This is a genomic window from Azospirillum thermophilum (genome assembly GCF_003130795.1).
Lineage (GTDB): Bacteria > Pseudomonadota > Alphaproteobacteria > Azospirillales > Azospirillaceae > Azospirillum > Azospirillum thermophilum.
This window is the reverse complement of sequence record NZ_CP029352.1, coordinates 811021-831607: the sequence shown is the minus strand read 5'-3', so window position 1 is coordinate 831607 and position 20587 is coordinate 811021. Positions and strand designations below refer to the sequence as shown.

17 protein-coding genes and 3 pseudogenes are annotated in these 20587 nt (G+C 67.7%); 6 read left to right on the top strand and 14 right to left on the bottom strand.

Annotation, left to right across the window (positions count from 1 at the left end):
* Positions 1-81: 81 nt before the first annotated feature.
* The 5 genes and pseudogenes from DEW08_RS03750 to DEW08_RS03730 all read left to right on the top strand — a co-directional run.
* Positions 82-372: pseudogene (locus DEW08_RS03750) on the top strand (IS3 family transposase); the annotation flags it as partial.
* Positions 373-433: 61 nt separating this feature from the next.
* A protein-coding gene (locus tag DEW08_RS03745; protein WP_109324518.1) for an IS3 family transposase occupies positions 434-1614 on the top strand; the annotation gives its coding sequence in 2 pieces (ribosomal slippage) (positions 434-728 and positions 728-1614; 1182 coding nt in all).
* A gap of 30 nt (positions 1615-1644) precedes the next feature.
* Positions 1645-1929: pseudogene (locus DEW08_RS03740) on the top strand (transposase); the annotation flags it as partial.
* Between the two features lie 58 nt (positions 1930-1987).
* Positions 1988-3208: an IS256 family transposase gene (locus DEW08_RS03735; protein ID WP_109324585.1), complete on the top strand. Its 1221-nt coding sequence runs from the start codon at positions 1988-1990 to the stop codon at positions 3206-3208.
* A gap of 38 nt (positions 3209-3246) precedes the next feature.
* Positions 3247-3807 (top strand): annotated as a pseudogene (locus tag DEW08_RS03730) (IS256 family transposase); the annotation flags it as partial.
* A gap of 450 nt (positions 3808-4257) precedes the next feature.
* Here DEW08_RS03730 and DEW08_RS03725 read toward each other — a convergent pair.
* The 14 genes from DEW08_RS03725 to DEW08_RS03660 form a co-directional block, all read right to left on the bottom strand.
* Positions 4258-4557 (bottom strand): hypothetical protein, encoded by a 300-nt coding sequence (locus tag DEW08_RS03725; protein WP_245985912.1) that lies wholly within the window; start codon positions 4555-4557, stop codon positions 4258-4260.
* Positions 4558-4617: 60 nt separating this feature from the next.
* On the bottom strand, positions 4618-6249 hold the full coding sequence (locus DEW08_RS03720; RefSeq protein WP_109324584.1) for a methyl-accepting chemotaxis protein: 1632 nt from the start codon (positions 6247-6249) through the stop codon (positions 4618-4620).
* Between the two features lie 149 nt (positions 6250-6398).
* Positions 6399-7418, bottom strand: coding sequence for an agmatine deiminase family protein (locus DEW08_RS03715; protein WP_109324579.1), 1020 nt, complete (start codon positions 7416-7418; stop codon positions 6399-6401).
* Between the two features lie 427 nt (positions 7419-7845).
* Entirely contained in the window at positions 7846-8679 is an 834-nt protein-coding gene (locus DEW08_RS03710) for an ABC transporter permease subunit (protein ID WP_109324578.1), read from the bottom strand.
* Positions 8676-9608 (bottom strand): ABC transporter permease subunit, encoded by a 933-nt coding sequence (locus DEW08_RS03705; protein ID WP_109324577.1) that lies wholly within the window; start codon positions 9606-9608, stop codon positions 8676-8678. The genes DEW08_RS03710 and DEW08_RS03705 overlap by 4 nt, the downstream gene beginning before the upstream one ends.
* Positions 9605-10753 carry an ABC transporter ATP-binding protein gene (locus tag DEW08_RS03700; RefSeq protein WP_109324576.1) on the bottom strand — a complete coding sequence of 383 codons (1149 nt, stop codon included), beginning with the start codon at positions 10751-10753 and terminating at the stop codon, positions 9605-9607. Before DEW08_RS03700 ends, DEW08_RS03705 begins: the two co-directional genes overlap by 4 nt.
* A 90-nt stretch (positions 10754-10843) precedes the next feature.
* Positions 10844-11944, bottom strand: coding sequence for an extracellular solute-binding protein (locus DEW08_RS03695; protein WP_109324574.1), 1101 nt, complete (start codon positions 11942-11944; stop codon positions 10844-10846).
* A gap of 220 nt (positions 11945-12164) precedes the next feature.
* Complete coding sequence (locus DEW08_RS03690; RefSeq protein ID WP_109324573.1) at positions 12165-12941, bottom strand: heme ABC transporter ATP-binding protein; 777 nt, start codon at positions 12939-12941, stop codon at positions 12165-12167.
* Positions 12938-13984 carry a FecCD family ABC transporter permease gene (locus tag DEW08_RS03685; RefSeq protein WP_245986138.1) on the bottom strand — a complete coding sequence of 349 codons (1047 nt, stop codon included), beginning with the start codon at positions 13982-13984 and terminating at the stop codon, positions 12938-12940. The genes DEW08_RS03690 and DEW08_RS03685 overlap by 4 nt, the downstream gene beginning before the upstream one ends.
* 5 nt (positions 13985-13989) lie before the next feature.
* Positions 13990-14835 carry a heme/hemin ABC transporter substrate-binding protein gene (locus tag DEW08_RS03680; protein ID WP_109324572.1) on the bottom strand — a complete coding sequence of 282 codons (846 nt, stop codon included), beginning with the start codon at positions 14833-14835 and terminating at the stop codon, positions 13990-13992.
* On the bottom strand, positions 14835-15896 hold the full coding sequence (locus tag DEW08_RS03675) for a hemin-degrading factor (protein ID WP_109325258.1): 1062 nt from the start codon (positions 15894-15896) through the stop codon (positions 14835-14837). Before DEW08_RS03675 ends, DEW08_RS03680 begins: the two co-directional genes overlap by 1 nt.
* Before the next feature lie 62 nt (positions 15897-15958).
* Entirely contained in the window at positions 15959-18151 is a 2193-nt protein-coding gene (locus DEW08_RS03670) for a TonB-dependent hemoglobin/transferrin/lactoferrin family receptor (RefSeq protein ID WP_109324570.1), read from the bottom strand.
* Between the two features lie 103 nt (positions 18152-18254).
* Positions 18255-18437 carry a hemin uptake protein HemP gene (gene hemP, locus DEW08_RS03665; protein WP_109324567.1) on the bottom strand — a complete coding sequence of 61 codons (183 nt, stop codon included), beginning with the start codon at positions 18435-18437 and terminating at the stop codon, positions 18255-18257.
* Between the two features lie 127 nt (positions 18438-18564).
* Positions 18565-19008 (bottom strand): hypothetical protein, encoded by a 444-nt coding sequence (locus DEW08_RS03660; protein ID WP_109324563.1) that lies wholly within the window; start codon positions 19006-19008, stop codon positions 18565-18567.
* A 334-nt stretch (positions 19009-19342) separates the two neighbouring features.
* Here DEW08_RS03660 and DEW08_RS03655 point away from each other — a divergent pair, with 334 nt between their 5' ends.
* Positions 19343-20428 carry an AbrB family transcriptional regulator gene (locus tag DEW08_RS03655; RefSeq protein ID WP_109324562.1) on the top strand — a complete coding sequence of 362 codons (1086 nt, stop codon included), beginning with the start codon at positions 19343-19345 and terminating at the stop codon, positions 20426-20428.
* Positions 20429-20587 lie beyond the last annotated feature (159 nt).

Below are 20587 nucleotides of genomic sequence, written 5' to 3'. Positions count from 1 at the left end.
CATGCCCCGGCACCGGGCTGTCACGCCGGACTGAGGAATTTTCGGCCAGCGCTTTTGAGGAGCATCCGCTCAGCAGCTACAGTCTACGGGGTCCGGAAGATCTGGCGGCAGTTGCGGCGGGAAGGGCTCGACGTGGCGCGCTGCACGGTGGCCCGGCTGATGCGGCAGATGGACCTGAAGGGAGCGACGCGCGGCAAGGCGGTGCGCACCACGATCAGCGACCGGGCGGCGCCGTGCCCCGCTGACCGGGTGAACCGCCAGTTCCAGGCGCCCCACCCGAACGCCTTGTGGGTGGCCGATTTCACGTATGTCGCGACGTGGCAGGGTTTCGTCTACGTGGCCTTCGTCATCGACGCCTTCGCCCGCCGGATTGATCTTGCCTCGGTTCGGTGGACATCTCAGCTAAGCTCCGAGTGGAGCGGGAAGGTGTCTGATGACGAAGACGAGGCGATCCTTCACGGACGAGTTCAAGCGTGAGGCTGTTGCCCTGCTGGAAGCGAGCGGTCGGCCCCTGGAGCATGTGGCGCGGGAGTTGGGCCTGCAGGCCTCGGTGCTGCGGAACTGGCGGCGGGTAGCCCAAGGCCACCCGCCGCGCCCACGGTCTGGTTCCCCTGCCGTATCCGACACGGCCATGCCGGCCAAGCCGGATGAGCAGACGGCGGAGATCGCGAGGCTGCGACGCGAGCTGGAGCGCGTCCGGCAGGAACGCGACATTTTAAAAAAGGCCATCAGCATCTTCTCGGAAACACTGAGATGAGGTTCCGCTTCATTGAGGACCACCGGGACGAGTTCCCGACCCGGCTTATGTGCTCGGTGCTCGAGGTGTCCGCCAGCGGTTACTACGCGTGGCGTGGGCGGCCGGAAAGCCAGCGGGCCGCCGCCAACCGACAGCTTCTGGTCGAGGTCCGACGCGTTCATGGTCACCACCATGGCCGCTATGGCAGCCCGCGCGTGCATGCAGCCCTCCGCGCGGAGGGCGTCGCCGCCAGCCGGGGCCGGGTGGCGCGTCTGATGCGCCGGCACGGCATCCGGGGTGCCGCCGCACGCCGGTTCCGGCCCGTCACGACCGACAGCCGCCATGGCCTGCCAGTCGCTCCCGATCTGCTGGGCCAGGCCTTCCAGGTAGCCGAGCCCAACCGGGTCTGGCTTGCCGACATCACCTACCTGCCCACCGCTGAAGGCTGGCTGTATCTGGCGGCTCTCCTCGACTTGGCGACCCGGAAGATCGTTGGATGGGCGATGCGCGACCATATGCGCGCCGAACTCGCCACCTCCGCCCTGGTCATGGCCATCCAGCGTCAACGGCCAGCCGTGGGCCTCATCCAGCATTCCGATCGCGGCAGTCAGTATGCCTCCCGGGATTACCGGGACCTGTTGCAGGCGGCCGGGATGCGGCAATCCATGTCGCGCAAGGGCTGCTGCTACGATAATGCTCCCATGGAGAGCTTCTTCCACACTCTCAAGGTCGAGTTGGTCCATCGTACTCGGTTCGAAACCCGCGACCAGGCGCGCCGGGAGGTGTTCGCCTACATCGAAACCTACTACAATCGCCAACGCGCCCACTCGGCCATCGGATACATCACCCCCGAACAGGCCGAGCTAAGATCTGCGTGAACCTGTGTCCACCCAACCGGGGCAAGATCAAACCTGTCGCCGGCCGTGATCGGCCGGCTGAAGGAGGACTGGGCGACCGGCTACGCGCGTTGGCAAAAGCGCGACTTGTCGGCCCGGCGGTACGTCTACGTCTGGGCCGACGGCGTCTATCTGCAGGCCCGCATGGAACCGGTCGCCGAATGCATGCTGGTGATCATCGGCGCCACCCCGGAGGGAAGAAAGGAGTTGGTCGGCTTCCAGGTCGGCGTGCGCGAAAGCGCCCAGAGCTGGCGTGAGCTGCTGATCGACATCCAAGCCCGCGGGCTGACCATCGCCCGGGACTGTCTGAAATTTCGTGTACGGGCCATAACTTCGGGACCGAAGGAGGCCCCGCATGGCACGGCGCAAACAGCCCAGCATTCCGGACGCGCTGCTTGATCAATTGCTCGCCGGCGCCGATCCGAAGAGTGCCTTCGCCAAGGACGGCCTGCGCGATGAGCTGAAGAAGGCGCTTGCCGAGCGGGCGCTGAACGCCGAGATCGACCACCACCTGGACAGCGGCGAACCGGATGGCCGCTCCAACAGCCGCAACGGGTATGGGCGCAAGACGGTGCTCACCGACACCGGCAAGATCGCCCTTGAGGTGCCGCGCGACCGGCTCGGCACCTTCGACCCGCAGCTGATCGCCAAGTACCAGCGCCGCTTCCCGGGCTTCGACGAGAAGATCGTCTCGATGTACGCCCGCGGCATGAGCGTGCGCGAGATCCAGGGGCACCTGCGCGAGCTGTACGGCATCGAGGTCTCGCCCGACCTGGTCAGCGCCGTCACCGACGCCGTGCTGGAGGAGGTGGCGGCCTGGCAGGAGCGCCCGCTGGAGCCGCTGTACCCGCTGGTCTTCTTCGACGCGCTGCGCGTCAAGGTGCGCGACGAGGGCACGGTGCGCAACAAGGCCGTCCACGTCGCGCTCGGCGTGCGGCCCGACGGCACCAAGGAGGTGCTAGGCCTGTGGATCGAGCAGACCGAGGGCGCCAAGTTCTGGCTGCGGGTGATGAGCGAGCTGAAGAACCGCGGCGTGGAGGATGTGCTGATTGCCGTCGTCGATGGCCTCAAGGGCTTTCCCGAGGCGATCACCGCGGTGTTTCCGCAGGCCCAGGTGCAGACCTGCATTGTTCACCTCATCCGCGGATCACTGGAGTTCGTGTCCTGGAAGGAGCGCAGGGCGGTCGCAGCGGCGCTGAAGGAGGTTTACCGGGCCACCGACGCGGACGCTGGCGAGCGGGCCCTGGAAGCGTTCGCCGCCAGCCCTTGGGGCACCAAGTACCCGGCGATCGCCCTGGCCTGGCGGCGCAACTGGGCGGCGGTGATCCCGTTCTTCGCATTCCCCGATGACGTGCGTCGGATCGTGTACACAACAAACGCCATTGAGGCCCTGAACGCGAAGCTGCGCCGGGCAGTGCGCACCCGCGGCCACTTCCCCACCGACGACAGCGCGCTGAAGCCGCTGTTCCTGGTCTTGAACCAAGTCTCCAAAGACTGGAAGATGCCACCACGCGAGTGGGGCATGGCGAAAGCCCAGCTCGCCATCCTGTTCGAGGACCGCTTCTCGCTCACCTGATCACAACCGGCCCGTACACGGAATTCCTGACAGTCCCCATCGCCCCCGAACTCGCCGTCGCCGACGGAGCGCTGGGCTTCTGGAAGGCGCTGGAGGCGGTCTTCCCGACCACCCGGCATCAGCGCTGCTGGCAACACAAAACGAACAATGTTCCCAACAAGGTGGCCAAGTCCGTGCAGCCCGCGATGAAGCAGGACCTGCGCGAGATCTGGATGGCCCCGGATCGGGAGACGGCGCAAACCGCCCTGGCGACGTTCGCAAAGAAGTATGCGGCCAAGCACGCCAAGGCGGTCGAGTGCTTGACCAAGGACCGCGAGGCGCTGCTCGCCTTCTATGACTTCCCCGCCGAGCACTGGGACCACATCCGGACCACCAATCCCATTGAAAGCGTGTTCGCTACCGTCCGCCACCGGACCGTTCGCACCAAAGGGGCGCTGTCGCAGGAAACCGCCAAGCTGATGGTCTTCAAGCTGATCACCGCCGCCGCCAAGACTTGGCGCCGCCTGCAAGGCGAAAACCAGTTGCCCAAGGTGATCCAGGGCGTCACATTCCGCAACGGCATCGAGGTCACCGAGCCCGCGTCACAGAACGCCGCCTGACCAGACCGTCACCCAGTTTCCCGCATAGCTCCCGTTTCCGGTGGTGGGTCTATAGTGCATTACCGGGGAAGGCTGAAGATGATCTCCGGCTGACCCCGAGCAAACCCGCCTTGACGGCCCGTTTACGCGGCCAGCCAGCGAGCAGCCTGCTTGCATGCTGGCCTCAGCGCCCAAGCACAGCGTGCGGCTGATGCTGTGCGCAGGCCAGCTCCACGCTGTCCCACAAACTGTACGCTTGACTGCCCCACACCGCGGACCCACATCCGGAACCGAGCCGCCCGGAATCCAGGATTCATGCGGGTTTCAGGAGAACACCACGCCGTCTGGCTGGGAATCCTGGCGCCCCAGCCAACTTTTCCAAAAGCAAGCAGCATTCGTAGCGGGCTAAGCCACTTCTGGGAATGGGGCAATCCGGCTGTCCTTGATCCGGCCGAAATCAGTGTCGTGAGGTCAGACGGAGACGTCCAGCAGCGAACCGCGCTGGCGCAAGCCATAGCCGCGGTTGTTCACGCTGGCGGTCACTGCAGCGGCTTGCGTATCCAGCGACTGGCCGTTTTGTGTGCTGCTGCGGGTATCGCGTGACTGTTCCGACTTGCCGGCTGCCTGCGGTGCCTGGAGCGTCTGCGTCCGGACCGTCTGAGTCGTCTGCTGGGCCGCCTGCACCGCGGGCGACAGAGCAAGCTGAGCCGCCGGGGTGACCGGCGGGATCGGCTTCGCCATCTGCGGGGCTATGGTCGGATTGAACTGCATATTAAGAGAGTACGCCCGCGAAAGAGGGCTTACAAGGGGCGCCCGGCAAAATTTTCCCGGCTACTGAAGCCGCTTCACCCCAACCAGGAAACTGCGGATCCGTGTCATCGTCTCGCCCGCCATCGCCGCCAGCGTGCCGGCTGATCCCGTCATGGCGTCGGCGGCGCGCGTCGCCTCGGTTACGGCGCGGTCCAGGCGGGAAACGGTGCCGCCGACCTCTGCGGCCTCACCCGCGATCCGCTGCAGGTCCCGTCCAATGGACGCGGTGAGGCCTTCCTGGCCGTGGACGCTGCGGACGACGTTCTCGGCGATCTCGTTGATCCGGTAGACGGTGGTGCCGATACCGTTGATCGCCTGCGCCGCCTCGGCGGTGATCGCCTGAATATGACCAAGATGGGCTGTGACCTCGCGCGACGCCCGCTCCGTCTGGTCGGCCAGGTTCTTTACCTCCGCCGCGACCACGGCGAAGCCCTTTCCCGCTTCCCCGGCCCGCGTCGCCTCGATGGTCGCATTGAGGGCGAGCAGGTTCGTCTGCCGAGCGATCACCGCGATCAGCGAGACGATCTCCCCGATGCGATGCGATGCCTCGGTCATCGCTCCCATCGTCTCGTTGGTGCGGTCGAGGCCATCGACGGCCTCGCGGGCAATGTCGGCTGCGCCGGCAACCTCGCCGCTGACGGTCGTCATCGACTGGGACAGACGGGCGGCCATGGCGGTGAGTTCGGCGATACGCTCCGCCACCGCGGCGACGCCGGAGGCGACGGCCCCGGCGTCGGCGAGCGTGTCCGAGGTTGCGCGGCGGGCGCGCTCGGCCCGCTCGATCAGGTCGCTGCCCGCTCCATCGGCATCGGCCATGATCCCGGAGACGTCGCGCTCGAACTCCAGGGCCAGCCGCTCCAACTCCTCCCGCCGGCGGATCTGGCGGCGCGTCTCCTCCTCCGTCCGGCTCTGGCTCGCGGTGAGATCCGCCACCAACCCGGCGTTCTGATGGTTCAGCGCCAACGATTGGCCGAGCTGTTCATCGGTCTGGCGGGCAAGCCGGAACAGCACCACCGTCATCAGCGTGAGCGCGACGGCAACGGCGGACGAACTGGCAAGGTCGGCCGGATCCGTCGCGGCGCGCACCGTGAAGGTAACGATCAACGTCCCCATGATTCCCGGCACGAACAGCAGGAACGCCGGCCGGTAGACCGACAGCGAGATGGTCCCGGCACAGCACAGGATCAGATAGAGGAAGGCCAGTACCATTCCGTCCGACCCGCCGCCCGCGAAGAGCGGGACGCCGACAATCCACATCAGACCGGCAAGGCCCGTGCCGATCATCGTCCGGCGATGGGCGGTCTCCAGCACATCCGCCTCGCCAGCCCGACCGCGGGCCCGGCGGATCACCGCGAAGCGGAAGAGCGCAACGGCCAGCGTCACGGCTGCCCAGCCAAGGATCGCCGCAGGAGCTACCCGCCCCCAGAAGGCGCCCAGCACCAGAACGACGGCACCGATGGTCGGAACCGTCGTCGCCCCGACGCTCTTCAGGAGCAGGCGCTTGCGTTCCCGCAGGGCTTCGGCGGCGCCATCGCCCTGCGGTGGCAAGACGGTCGCCAGAGAGCGTTCGCGCTCCTTGTGAGGCCGGCTGCCATCCGCCACCGTCTTGGTATTTTCGAATGGCAGAGGGTCATAATCTTGCACCGCAACCATTCCATCCTCCCTGTTTGATGCTTTTTTCTTACGTATAGGTCAAGTTGTTGTCCTATACAATACGACAAAGGCGACAGGCATCGCGGCGCGCATCGGCACCGAACGGGTCAGGTCGGATGGGTTGGGGAAAGCGGGAGAGAGGCCGGACCTTACGGTTCCGGCTGCTGCTGGGTGATGCAGTGGATGCCACCGCCGCCGCGCACGATGTCGAGCGCCGGGACCTGGACGACCTCGCGATCAGGGAAGGCTTTGCGGACGGTACGATAGGCCTCATCGTCGGCCGGGTCTTCGAAGGCCGGCATGACGATCCCGCCATTGGCGATGTAGAGGTTCGTGTAGGAGAGCGTCAGACGGACGCCGTTCTCGTCACGGCGGGCGGGCTGCCGCACCTCGATCACCTCGAGTTCCCGCCCCCGCGCGTCGCGGGCGCGCTTCAACCGGTCGAGATTGTCCTGGAAAGCCTTGAAGTTCGCGTCACCCGGATCGTCGGTGGTGATCGCCATCACGACGCCGGGGCGGACGAACAGAGCGATCTCGTCGATATGGCCGTCGGTCTCGTCATCCTGGTACCCCTCCCCCAGCCAGATGATGGTGGAAACGCCGAGATGGTCCTTGAGCTGCCGTTCGATCTCTTCGCGGCTCAAGCCCGGATTGCGGTTGGGGTTCAGCAGGCACTGCTCGGTGGTCAACAGGGTGCCTTCGCCATCGACATGGAAGGAGCCCCCTTCCATCACCAGCGGCGCGGAGAAGGCCGGAAGGCTCAGATGGTCGAGGAGCAGTCCGCCGACCTTCTGGTCCTCTTCGCACTCCGGATAGTTGCCGCCCCAGGCGTTGAAGCGCCAATGGACGCCGGCCAGCCCGCCCTTGCCGTCGATGACGAAGCTGGGGCCGGTGTCGCGGATCCAGGAATCGCTGATCGGCAGAGACAGGATCTGGACACCCGGCCCGCAGGCAAGGGATGCCTCCGCCACGTCGGCGGGATCGCAGACCATGGTCACGGGCTCGAACCGGGCGATCGAGCGTGCCACTTCGGCATAGGCCTCGCAGGCGCCGTCGAAAGCGCCTTCCGGCCAAGTCTCCGGCCGGCACGGCCAAGCCATCCAACAGCCGGTGTGGCGGGCCCATTCGCCCGGCATGTAAAAGCCCTGCGCGGCCGGCGTGATCGTCATGCCTCGGTCCCCCACCCCCAGATTGATGGCCTTTGAACGCTGGCCTGGATCGGTTGTTCGTGGAGAGGGTCGACCCCGCTCCTCCGTTTCACCCTAACCACGGGTCGCCGGGTTTGGCAACCGGGGCTGTCTTCGGTACAGGAAGCGTGCGATCAGGGGATGTCGCCGAAAGCGCGCCGGCGTGGCGCGGAGGGGCCGCCGTGGAGGCGAAGGTCAGCGGCCGGACGGCGGGCGATAGCTGTAGGGGCGCGGAGCGCGGCCCAGGGAAAAGGTGTTCGCAAAACCAAGTCGCAGGATCGGGAACCATAGGACGGCCAACATGATACGGCCTCATTCGCTGTTGTCGATGAAGCCATGATAGCAGATGCCGTTCTTCCGCGCTACCGGCGGCAGCAGAGGGACCGCCGCCGCCAGCAACACCGAAGGCTTATCCCATCTGTATCGCCATCTGCTCGTCGCGTTTTTTCTGCCTTTCCTGCCGCGCCAGGACGATGCTCGCGATGAAGATTCCGGTCGCCACGACCAGAACCATCAAGGTTGCCAAAGCATTGATCTGTGGGCTGATGCCGAACTTCACACTGGAGAAGATGACCATCGGCAGCGTCGTGGATCCGGGGCCGGAGACGAAGCTCGCCACCACCACGTCGTCCAGCGACAGGGTGAAGGCCAGCAGCCAGCCGGAGACGATCGCCGGCAGGATGATCGGCAGCGTGATGACGAAGAAGACCTTCGCCGGGCGGGCGCCCAGGTCCATCGCCGCCTCCTCCAGGCTGCCGTCCATGCTGACCAGACGCGACTGGATGATGACGGCCACATAGGCCATGGTGAAGGTGGTGTGGGCGATGGTGATCGTGGTGACGCCGCGACCGTCCGGCCAGCCGATCATCTGCTCCATGGCGACGAACAGCAGCAGCAGGGACAGGCCGGTGATCACCTCCGGCATCACCAGCGGGGCGGTGATCATGCCACCGAACAGCGTCCGCCCGCGAAACCGCCCGAAACGGGCAAGCGCCAAGCCGGCAATGGTGCCGAGGATGACGGAGAAGGTCGCCGACACCGCGGCCACCTCCAGCGACAGGCCGGCCGCCTCCAGCAGGGCTTCGTTATGGAACAGCTCGACATACCATTTGGTCGAGAAGCCGCTCCACACCGTGACCAGGCGCGATTCGTTGAAGGAGTAGAGCACAAGAAGCGCGATCGGCACGTAAAGGAAGGCGTAGCCGAACCACAGCGCCCAGGCGAGCGAGCCCATCCGTTTCATCGATCAGCCTCCGCCTGCTTGCCCTGCACATGCTGGAACACCATGATCGGCACCACCAGGAACAGCAGCAGCGCGATCGCCACCGCCGAGGCCACCGGCCAGTCGCGGTTGGCGAAGAACTCGTTCCACAGGACGCGCCCGATCATCAGCGTGTCCGGCCCGCCGAGCAGTTCCGGCGTCACGAACTCGCCGACCGCCGGGATGAAGACCAGCAGCGAACCGGCGACGATGCCGGGAATGGACAGCGGCAGCGTCACCGTCAGGAAGGCCTTGAATGGACGGCAGCCGAGGTCGGCCGCCGCCTCCAGCAGGGTCGGGTCCATCTTCTCCAGCGTGGAATAGAGCGGCAGCACCATGAAGGGCAGATAGCAGTAGGTCATGCCGATGTAGACGGCCCAGTCCGAATAGAGGATCTCGACCGGACCGGCGGTGATGCCCAGCCACTCCAGCAGGTTGCTGATCACCCCGTTCGACTTCAGGATGCCGATCCAGGCATAGATGCGGATCAGGAAGCTGGTCCAGAAGGGCAGGATCACCAGCATCATCAGCGGGCCGCGACGTGCCGGGTCGGCCTTGGCGATGGCATAGGCCATCGGATAGCCGATCAGCAGGCAGAGCAGCGTCGTGACCAGCGCGATCCTGACCGAGTTCAGGTAGGCCAGCAGGTAGAGGTCGTCGCCCAGCAGCCGCAGGTAATTGGTCAGGTTCAGCAGAACCTGCAGCTTGGTCGTGCCGGCTTCCTCGTCGCGCAGCCAGTCGAACAGCGGCGCGTAGGGCGGCTGGGCGATGATGGATTCGGAGAAGCTGATGCCGAACACGATGAGAAACGGCACCAGGAAGAACAGCAGCAGCCAGAGATACGGAACGGCGACCACGACCCCGCGGCCCCACAGACCGACCCGGTGCAGGAGATGGGCGAGTTTCGTCATTGCAGCAGCACCACGCCGGCAAAGGGACGCCAGGTCAGATACACCTCGTCCTCCCAGGTGATCGGCATGTCGGTACGGCGCAGCACGTTGGGCGCGGTCACCCGCACCGTCTTGCCGGTGTTCAGTTCGACCAGGAAGATCGACACGTCGCCGAGATAGGCGATCTCGCGGACGATGCCGCGGGCCGTGTTGCGGCCGTTGCTGTCCGGCGGCTCCTTGGACAGCGCGATCTTCTCAGGCCGCACGGCGACCGAGACCGGCGTGTCGACCGGCACGGGGACGCCCTGGTTGATGTAGAGCTCGCAGCCGGCTTCCTCGGACTCGATCAGCACATGGTCGGATTCGACCTCGCGGACCACGCCCTTGAACATGTTGATGGAGCCGATGAACTCCGCCACGAAGCGCGACTGCGGATATTCGTAGATCTCGGTCGGCGTGCCGACCTGGGCGATCACGCCATGGTTCATCACCGCGATGCGGCTGGACATGGTCATCGCCTCTTCCTGGTCGTGGGTCACGACCACGAAGGTGACGCCCAGCTTTTCCTGGATGTTCACCAGCTCGAACTGCGTCTTCTCCCGCAGCTTCTTGTCGAGCGCGCCGAGCGGCTCGTCCAGCAGAAGCAGCTTGGGGCGCTTGACCAGGGAGCGGGCCAGCGCCACGCGCTGGCGCTGGCCGCCGGAGAGCTGGTGCGGACGGCGCTTGGCGAAGGGGGCGAGCTGCACCATGGCAAGCATTTCCGCCACCCGCTCGCGGATCTCGGCCTTCGGCACCCGGTCCTGCTTCAGTCCGAAGGCGACGTTCTGCTCCACCGTCATGTGGGGGAACAGCGCGTAGGATTGGAACATCATGTTGACCGGCCGGTCATAGGGCGGGATGCCCGCCATGTCGACGCCGTCGATGAAGATCTTGCCCTCGGTCGGCTGCTCGAAGCCTGCCAGCATGCGCAGCAGGGTCGTCTTGCCGGAGCCCGAGCCGCCCAGCAGGGCGAAGAACTCGTTGCGGTAGATCGACAGGCTGACCTCGTCCACGGCGACGAAATCGCCGAACCGCTTCGTCACCTTCTCGATGCGAACGTAGGGGGTCTGCTCCGGGTCCCTCCACGGGTCCAGGCGCACGGGCTTGCGAATCGGCTGGCCAGCCATCGGGGTCCTCTTGCAGGAATGCCACCTAATGCAACGCCCCGGCCGATCCAAGGATCGACCAGGGCGCGGCGGCACGTCATCGGATCGCGGTTACTTGCCGGTCTTGACCTTGGTCCAGACACGGGTGCGGGCACGGTCGGTGGCCTGCTTCACCTGCTTCAGCGAGAACAGCTTCACCTTGCTGTCCTCCGGCAGGAAGATGGCCGGGTTGCCCTTGATCTCCGGGTCGATCGACGCCAGCGAGGCCGGAACGGCGTTCGCATAGCTGACCTTGTTGGAGATCCCCGCCATGTTGGCCGGATCAAGAACGAAGTTGATGTAGCTGTAGGCTCCGTCCTTGTTCGGCGCGTCGGCCGGAACCGCCAGGGTGTCCCACCACACCTGGACGCCTTCCTTCGGCGTGACGAACTCGACCTTGGCGCTCTTGGCTTCGGCGGCGCGGGCGGCGCCCTGGATGGCGTCGCCGTTGTAGGCCATTACCACGCAGGCATCGCCGGCAGCCAGGATGTTGATGTTCTGGCCGGTGACGAACTGCTTGATGTAGGGGCGGACGGCCATCAGCGTCTTCTCGACCTTGTCCAGATCCTCCTTCTTCTCGGAGTTCGGGTCGAGACCGAGGTAGTTGAGGACCGACGGGATCACGTCGATCGCCGAATCCATGACGGTGATGCCGCAGGCCGCGACCTTCTTCGCCACCTCCGGCTTGAAGATCAGGTCCCAGCTGTCGAGCGGGACGTCGGGGGCGACGGCCTTGATCTTCTCCGGGATGATGGCGATGCCGACGGTGCCGCCGAGATAGGGCACGGCGAACTTGTTGCCGGGGTCGGAATTCTCCAGCAGCTTCAGGACCTTCGGGTCGACGTTCTTCAGGTTCGGGATCTTCGACTTGTCGAGCGGGGCGACGACCTTCGCCTGGATCATGCGCGACAGGGTCGGCTCGGCGGTCGGAACGATCACGTCATAGCCGGACTTGCCGACCAGCACCTTCTGCTCCAGCAACTCCAGGCTGTCGTAGAGGTCGACCTTGGTGTCGTATCCGGTGGCCTTGCCGAAGTCGGCCAGGGTGTTGTCGCCGAGGTAGTCGTTCCAGATGTAGATGTTGACCGGCTTCTTGGCCTGAGCCAGAGCAGGCCCCGCGATCGCGACAGCCGCAACGGCGCCGATGAGGCTGAGAGCGAGTCGTTTCGTCATGAAGTCCCCCGACCTGTTCCTTGGTTGTCGTCAACGCCCAGGGACCGCGGCCAAGACCGCCCGACGCCCTCAACGCGCGCGCTATTGCACCCGCGAGGGGGTTGGTTGTCAACGGTTTGCGGGGGCTTCACCGCGGCTGTCGCGGCGCGCGTCACATCGCCTCCGCAAAGCGTCCTTTCGCCGCACGAAAATTGCGGGTCCGGCGGCATGGCAAGGCCCCTCAGCCGGTCGCGAAGACCGGCCGCCCATCGGCCCGGCACAGCCGTTCGACGGGGACTCCGTAGCAGGCGGACAGCGGCTCCGGCGCCAGCAGATCCTCCGCCGGACCGGACGCCACCAGCCGGCCGCCGGACAGCAGCAGCACGTCGTCGGCATGGGCCGCGGCGAGGTTGAGGTCGTGCAGCACAGCCGCGACCGCGACTCCCCGGCGGGCCAGCCGGCGTGCCTCCGCCAGCAGGGCGCCCTGATGGCGCAAATCCATGGCGCTGGTCGGCTCGTCCAGCAGCACGGCCCGGCCGTGTCCTGCATCGCGCGACCAGAGCTGGGCTAGGACGCGCGCCCACTGCACGCGCTGGCGTTCGCCTCCCGACAGCGCGCCATAGCGCCGCCCTGCCAGCGGTCCCGCACCGGCGGCGGCGATGGCCTCCGCCACCGCCTGTGCATCGTCGAGCGCGGCGGTCGTGCGCGCGAAGGGCAGACGTCCGAGCGCCACGACCTCCTCCGTCAGGAACTCGGCATCGGCGCCGGCCGCCTGGGGCATCACCGCCCGGTAGCGGGCAAGCTCGCGGGTGCTCCAGCCGTCGGCGGGCCGGCCGCCGATCAGGACCGTTCCACCGGAGGGCGCCGTCTCCCCGGCCAGCATGCCGAGCAGCGTCGATTTGCCCGCCCCGTTCGGCCCGAGAATGGCGAGGAGCCGGCCGGGGCGGACCACGGCGCAGACACGGTCCAGTATGAGGCGGTGTCCGTGGCGGACGGTGATCTCCTGCGCCTCGATCATGCATCGCTCCGTTTGCGGCGGATCAGCCAGAGGAAGACCGGCGTCCCGATGAAGGCGGTCACCACCCCGACCGGCAGCTCCGCCGGGGCGACGATGGTCCGCGCGATGCAGTCGGCCGCGACCATCAGCGCCGCCCCCAGCAGGGCCGAACCGGCGAGCACCGTCCGATGGTCCGGCCCGGCGCACAGCCGCACGAGATGGGGCACCACCAGGCCGACGAATCCGATGATGCCGGAGACCGAGACGGAGGCCCCTACCGCCAGCGCCACCCCCGCCACCACGGTCAGCCCCAGCCGCTGCACCGGCACCCCCAGATGACCGGCCTCCCGCTCGCCGAGCGTCAGGGCGTCGAGCCCGCGGGCACAGGGCAGGATCAGCAGCAGCGCCAGAAGGACGACCGGCGCCACCGCGGCGATGGTCGGCCAGCCGGCGCCGCCGATGCTGCCCATGGTCCAGAAGGTGATGTCGCGCAGCTGCCGGTCGTTGCTGGCGAAGACCAGCAGACCGACGACCGCCATGGAGAGCGCGTTGATGCCGATGCCGGCCAGCAGCATGGAGGTTGCCATGCCCCGTCCCAGCCCGAGAACGCAAAGCGCCGCCGCCATCGCGCCGCCGAAGGCGAACAGCATGATGAACCAGCGGCCGGCGATCCAGGGCGCGAGCGCCGGCAGTGCGGCGACCGCCACATCCCCCAGCACGATGGCGGTGACGGTGGCGAGCGCCGCCCCGCTCGACACGCCGACCAGGGTCGGGTCGGCCAGCGGATTGCGGAACAGCCCCTGCAGTGCCGCGCCGCCGACGCCGAGACTGGCGCCGACCAGCAGTCCGAGCAGCGTGCGCGGAAGCCGCAGGTCGAGAATGGTTGTCCGCTCCGCCAGGTCCCCTGCCCCATCGGCCAGAATCGACCAGACCTTGGCGGGTGCGATCGGCAGGGCGCCGACCAGCAGCGACGCGAAGGCCGCCGCCAGCGTCGTGGCCGCCAGCAGGAGCAGGACGGCCGTGCGCCGGCGCTGCCGCGTACAGCCGTGGGACATCAGGACCATGGCGGTCACGGCGGTCCCTCCGCCATCACCTTGGCAAGGGCAAGCGCCGCATCGGCCGTCCGCGGACCGAAGCCCAGGAGATAGAGCGCATCGAAGGACGCCACCCGTCCGGCGCGCGCCGCCGGCGTTCCCGCCAGCTCCGGCCGCGCCAGCAGGGCGGGCGCGCCGCCGAGCTGGGCGAGCGACTGATCGGTGGTCAGTATCAGATCGGGAGCTGCGACCAGCGCCGCCTCCGGCGACAGGGGCTTGTAGCCCTCGAATCCGGAGATGGCGTTGCGCCCGCCGGCCAACGTGATGATCCCCTCGGCCGCCGTGTGGCTGCCGGCGACCATCGGCGGTCCGCTGCCGATGCCCAGCACGAACAGCACCTTCGGTCCGGGCGGACGGACGGCTCGTTCGGCGGCGAGGCTGGAGAGGTCGCGGTCGAGCCGGCCTGCCAGCTCCTCTCCTTCGGCCTTGCGGTCGAGCGCGGCGGCGATGGTCCGGATCAGGCGGGGAGCCGCGGCGGCCTCCGTCGCCTCCGGCAGGCGGACCATGCGGACGCCGGACCGCTCGAGCTGCTCGATGGTGGAGAGCGGGCCGGCGTCGGCCGAGGCCAGGATCAGGGTCGGCCGCAGCGACAGGATGCCCTCGGCCGCCAGGGTGCGGACATAACCGACCTTGGGAAGAGCCTGCACCTCGGCCGGATAGAGACTGGTCCGGTCGACCCCCACCAGCTCCGCTCCGCGGCCCAGCGCATGCACCGTCTCCGTCACCACGCCGCCGAGCGCCACGATCCGCTCCGCCGCGGCTGCGGCTCCGGACGCGAGTGCCAGCAGGAGGGCCAGAGCCAGGACCGCCGGCCGCCGCATCAGGCACCCTCCGGCAGCGGCGCCACGAGTTCCCGCCAAGCCGGATCCTCGGGCTGGCCGGGCTTGCGCTTGCCGAACAGCAGGGCGATGGTGCCGCCATCGGCGTCGAACAGCTCGACGGAGGTCACGTCGCCGTCCTGCGTCGGCTTGCGTACCACCCAGGCACCGGCGACGCTGTCCTCGCGCAGATGCAGGTTGAAGTCCGGGTCGAGGACGTTGATCCACGGCCCGGCCGGCTCGATGCGGTTGACCGGGCCGGTGTGAATCTGGATCACGCCGGGGCTGCCGACGAAGACCATGATCGGCACCTGACCGGCGGCGGCCGATTCCAGCACCCGGCGCGGCGCGTCGAGCGCCACCGGCCTCGCCCGCTCGATGCCGCCGAGGCGCAGCGCCTGGGTGCGGCCAAGCCCGAACTTGCGCAGCATGGGGAAGAAGTCGTGGGTGTCCTGCAGCGCGTCCCACGCCGTACGGAATCCCGCCACGTCCACCGACTCGTCCGGCGGGTCGGCAGCGGGCGTCGCCTTCGGCGCCACGGCCAGAACGGTCGACTGGTCCTCCGCCCGGAAGCTGCGGACCAGCCGTTCGTAGGCGGCGCGGTCGCTGCGCCCGGTGATGTAGACCTTGTGGACCGCGCTGCCATCCGCGTCGAAGATCTGCAGGCTGAGCCGCGGATCGTCGGCCGTTCCTTCCGCCACCGCGAAGCCATGGTGCCAGCGCGACAGGAAGACGCGCAGGTCGATCCCCTCGTCCAGCACCAGGGCCTGGGCGCCGTTCACCTCGATGTTGCGGTAGGTGCCGTGCCGCTCGTGAACGGCATGGTCGTTGCGGGTCAGAGCCATCACCGGACCCAGCGCCTCCAGACCGCGCAGCAGGTCCGCCCAGCGCGGAACGAGGCGGACCGCCGTGTTGCCGCAGCCGGCTGCAACGAACTCCGCCTCCGACACGCCGAGGCGGCGGGCAAGGTCGCGGGCGCGCAAGCGGGGCTCGGCGTCGCGAAGGGTGGCGATGCGGTCGGCGAGCGGCAGATCCTCACCGTGGGGAAGGGCGCTGTCGGGCATGGTCTGATGGTCCTTGCTGGATTGCTGCATCTGCTGGCGTGAGGCTGGCTGTCGGGCGCGCTTCACCAGCGCAAGGTTGCGTTGACCGCGAAGGTCCGGCCGGGGCGGGCGTAACGGTCGATGTCCGTCCGGTTGGCGCCGAGCCCGCTGACGTCGCGGTAGTTGAAGGTCTTGCGGTCGAAGATGTTGAAGACGCCGGCATTGATCGAGAGCGTCGGGTCCCATTCGTAGGAGATGTTGGCGTCGGCAACCGCGTAGCCGGGGGCCTGGAAATTGCCGGGGGTGGAGACCCGGCTGTGCCGGGTGGCGCCACGGCCGAGCAGTTCAGCCCCCCAGCCGTCGGCCCGGTCGTAGCGCACACCCAGCACTCCGGTCAGCGGCGCCACGCTGTCGATGGGCAGGCCGGTGTCCCGGTCCTCGCCCCGTGCGAAGGCGGCGCTGCCGAACAGGCCCCATTCCGGCAGGAAGCGCCACTCGCCCCGGCCATCGACGCCCCAGATCTCCACATTGGCGATGTTGCGCGCCTGGAACTGGGTGATGCCGTTGCGGATGCCGATCTGCCGGCTTTCGATGAAATCGCTGTAGAGGTTGTAGAAGGCGCTGACGCCGAAGCTGCTGCCGTCGGCGAACCGTCCGCGCAGCCCAGCCTCGAACCCGTCCGACTTTTCCGCCTTCAGGTTCGCGTTGGGCAGGATCTCGTACCGGGACGGGCCGTTGGTGAAGCCGATGTTGGCGTCGTCATAGGGCGGGCTGCGGAACCCCCGCGCATACTGGCCGTAGACGGTCAACGCGTCGGTCAGGGCATAGGTGGCGCCGAGCTTCGGCGACAGCGCGACATCCGACACCTCGTCCACCCGGAAGTTCCGGATGTTGGTGTTGAGGAAGGACGCGTCGGGATGCGGCGTCATCTTGTAATAGTCGAGCCGCAGCGCCGGCGTGACCGTCAGACGGCCGGCGGCGATCTCATCCTGGACGTAGATGCCGCCTTGCAGCGTGGTGGTGTCCGGGAAGTTCTTGTTGGGGAAGGCTTCCGGCGGAACGCCGGGACCGCCGGAAAAACTGCGGGTGACCGCCCCGGTGGCCAGCGCGGTCTCGTAGCGGTCGCGCGGCCGCTTGGTCTTGGACCGCTCCAGCGTGGCGCCGTAGGTGAAGCTGTTCTTCAGGCCGAAGAGCGTGACCGTGCTGGAAAGCTGGACCTCGCCCCCGACGATCGACTGTTCATAGTCGAAGTTGCTGATACGGCGCGCGAGCGCGGTGCCTGACCGGCGGAGCTGGGTCGTATCCTCGTCCCGCGTCACGCGGGTGGTGAAGAGCCGCCACTGGAGCTGGTCGATGAAACCGATCGGTGCGGTGTGGGTGTGATCGACGCTGAGCCGCAGGCGACGCGTCCGGTCCTCGCCCCGGCTGTCCAGGACGGTGGCGGACCGGTCGCTGACCACGTCGGTCTCCACCTTCTTGTCGAAGGATTCGACGGTGAAGCGGACGCGGTCCTCGCCGGTCGGCCGCAGCACCAGCTTCGCCAGCACGTTGTTGGAGGCGGTGTCCTGCGGATTGGCCGAGAGGGAGCCGCTGGTGCCCAGCGCGTGGCCGTCGCGGCGGGTATAGGCCACCATGCCCTCCGCCCAGGCGGCACGGCCGGCGGCGACCAGCGTTTTCGACAGGCTGCGGTCGGCGCTGTCGTAGCCGCCCTTGATGACGGCCGTCCAATCCTTGCCGACCCGCTTCAGATAATCGTCGGGGTCCTTCGTCTCGAAGGCGACGACGCCGCCGATGGCGTCGCTGCCGTAGAGGGCGGAGGCCGGACCGCGCACGATCTCCACCCGCTTCAGCAGCTCCATGTCCACGAAGTCGCGGGTATAGGTGCCGGACGGAGCGTTGGTGCCGGGAAAGTCGGGAACGCGCACGCCGTCGATCTGGATGCGCACGCGGTTGTCGCCGATGCCGCGGATGGTGAAGCCGCCGGACCCCGTCCGGGCAGGCTGATTGGTGACGTCGACGCCGGGTTCGTAGCGGGTCAGGTCGGACGGTCGGGTGACCGTGTGGCGATCCAGCTCCTGCTCGTCGATGACGGTGACGGTCTGCGGCGTCTCGAAGGTGGATTTCTCACTGCGGGTCGCGGTGACGCTGATGGTGTCGAGCCGCATCTCCCCGGCGGCGGCAACCTCGGCGGCGCCGGCCGGAGCGGAGAGGCTACCGGCGAACAGGGCGGCAGCCGGCAGGGCGGCCAGGAACAGGCGGCGGCGATAGGCAGGCATGGGTATGGGTCCGTGGCTGAAGCGGTGGACGACATGCCCTGGCTGGCTCGCGGCGGTCCGCTGGCTGGCTGTGGCGATAGTCTGGGAAAAGAGGTGCTGGCGCTTACTTGGTCAGGATCAGCTTGTTCGCGCGGGTGACGCGCAGGCGATAGTGCTGCCCGGCGTGCCGGATCAGGATCTCGCCTGCACCGCTGAGAAGCTGTGCCGCGTCCACGATGGCCGGGGCGGCCGCGGAGGGCGGAAGGGGAGTCGGTGCTGGCGGGGGCGCGGCAATGGTCTCCGGCATGGTTGCTCTTTCTCTCGGGGCTCTCGGGGCCGGGTAAGGGGCGGCGATCAGGGGACTGTTCGAACTATTATGAAAATAGGAATCATTCGCAATAAAAAGATGCAGGTGCCTGCGCGTCCCCTCGCCTCTAATGCACCAGCCCGGCGCCACGGTCGGCGGAGGCGTGGACCGGCGCCGGCGGTGAGGAGGCGGCGGCCCGCATCGGGACATGCAGCCCGGCCCGATCCATCGCGCAGGCGAACAGGCGAAGCGGCGGCAGGGCCATCCGCACGGCGGCGGGCGGCATCCAGTCGGCCATCAGAACGCCGGCCTCGTCATGAAAACCGTGCTGGGCGAGGCAGACCATGTCGAGCAGCCGCAGTTCGTCCCTGCCCAGCATCTGGCAGTGTGGACGATGGATATCGAGCGGACGGCGCACGGAGGACACGACGATACGGAACAGCGTGTCGAACGCCATCGCCCCGTCAGGATCGACGCGGGCGGCCGACAGCCCGTTCTGCCACAGCGGGTCGGCCTGCCGCGGCGACGAAATGAAATCCGCCCAAAGTCGCAGGACCGCGACGACGAGCATCTCGGATGTGCAGAGGTCGCGGACGCGTTGAGTGGCATCCCGCACACCGGGTAGCGGCGTTCTTGGCATCGGACGCTCCCTTCCGTTGAATCAGACTGTCGATGCCCGGGAAGCTAAAAGGCGCTTGATGAGATTGCAAGTCATTCTCATTTTGACGGCTCGGTCAGTCACCGGGGTGGCAACCGTGACAGGCTGACGACAGGACGGTCTGCTACCCTGCGTGGACGGGACGGGGCTTGTCGAGCCTTGCGGCAAGGTCCATCAGCCGAGGGGGGATGGTCATGGTTCATCGCCAGCCGCTTATCCAAGCCGCCGTTCCGCACCGGCCGGCCTGATGGGACAGTCCCAACCATCCGGACCGCGCCGCCGCGGCATCCCGATTCGCGCCGCGCTCGCCGGGCTTCTCGCCGGAGCGGCCGGCGGAGCGCTGGCCTCGCTCGCCGGCATCCCCCTGCCCTGGCTGATCGGGGCACTGCTCGGCACCGCCGCGCTGCGCCTCGTCCGGATCCATGCGGCCGTGCCGGAGATTGTCCGCAAAGCCGGGCAGCTCGTCGTCGGTGTCGCCATCGGCCTGTACTTCACACCGGAGGTGGCGGCACAGGTGCTGTGGAACGGTCCGCTGCTGGTTGTCGGGTCGGTGGTGCTGATCGCGGCCGGCGGGCTTACCGGCCTGCTCCTGGCGCGTTATGCCGGGATCGATCCGCAGACCGGCTGGTTTGCCAGCCTGCCCGGCGGCGTGTCGGAAATGGCGGTGCTGGCGCAGAGGAACGGCGGCGATGCCGCCCTCGTGGCGCTCGCCCAGTCGCTGCGCGTCATCTGCGTGGTGATCGTGGTGCCGACCGTCATCACCTTGCTCTACGGCGGTTCGTCCGCCTCCACCGCAGCACCATTGCAGATGCCGGTCCGCGTCGTCGCCCTCGCCCTGATGGGCGGTGCCGGGCTGATGGCCGCCCTGGTCTTCGACCGGCTGCGGCTGCCCAACGCCTATCTCTTCGGCGGGCTCGCCATCGGCATGGCGGTGGCGGTGTTCGAGGTCGAGGCGTCGCGCGTCCCCGACCCGCTGGTGAACCTCGCCCAGCTTCTCATCGGCAGCACGCTGGGCTGCCGGTTCCACCAGGGCGGCCGCTGGCCCGGCCGTCGCTTCGTGGCGGGGACCGTGGCGACGACCCTGCTGCTGATCGCCATCGGCTGGGGGCTGGCGGCCCTTCTCGCCCCGGCGCTGGAGATCGACATTCCCACCGGCGTCCTCGGCGCCGCGCCGGGCGGGGTGGCGGAAATGAGCATCACCGCCAAGGTCCTGCACTTCTCGGTACCGCTGGTGACGGCTTGGCACCTCGTCCGCATCGTGCTGGTCACCTCGCTCGGCATCCTGTTCTTCCGGGCGATCAGCCGGCTGTCGCGCGACCGCGGGATCCGCTGATCGTCCGCCATCCGAAAAAGTCGATACACCGACTGCGTGACAGGTTCACGACAGGTTGGCGTGATAAACAGTCACTCACGCGGATCATCGGGGCTGGAGACGCGCGGCCAGGGGCGGGCCGGCGGCGGGATGATGTCGCGGTGCGAATGGCGTCCCCAA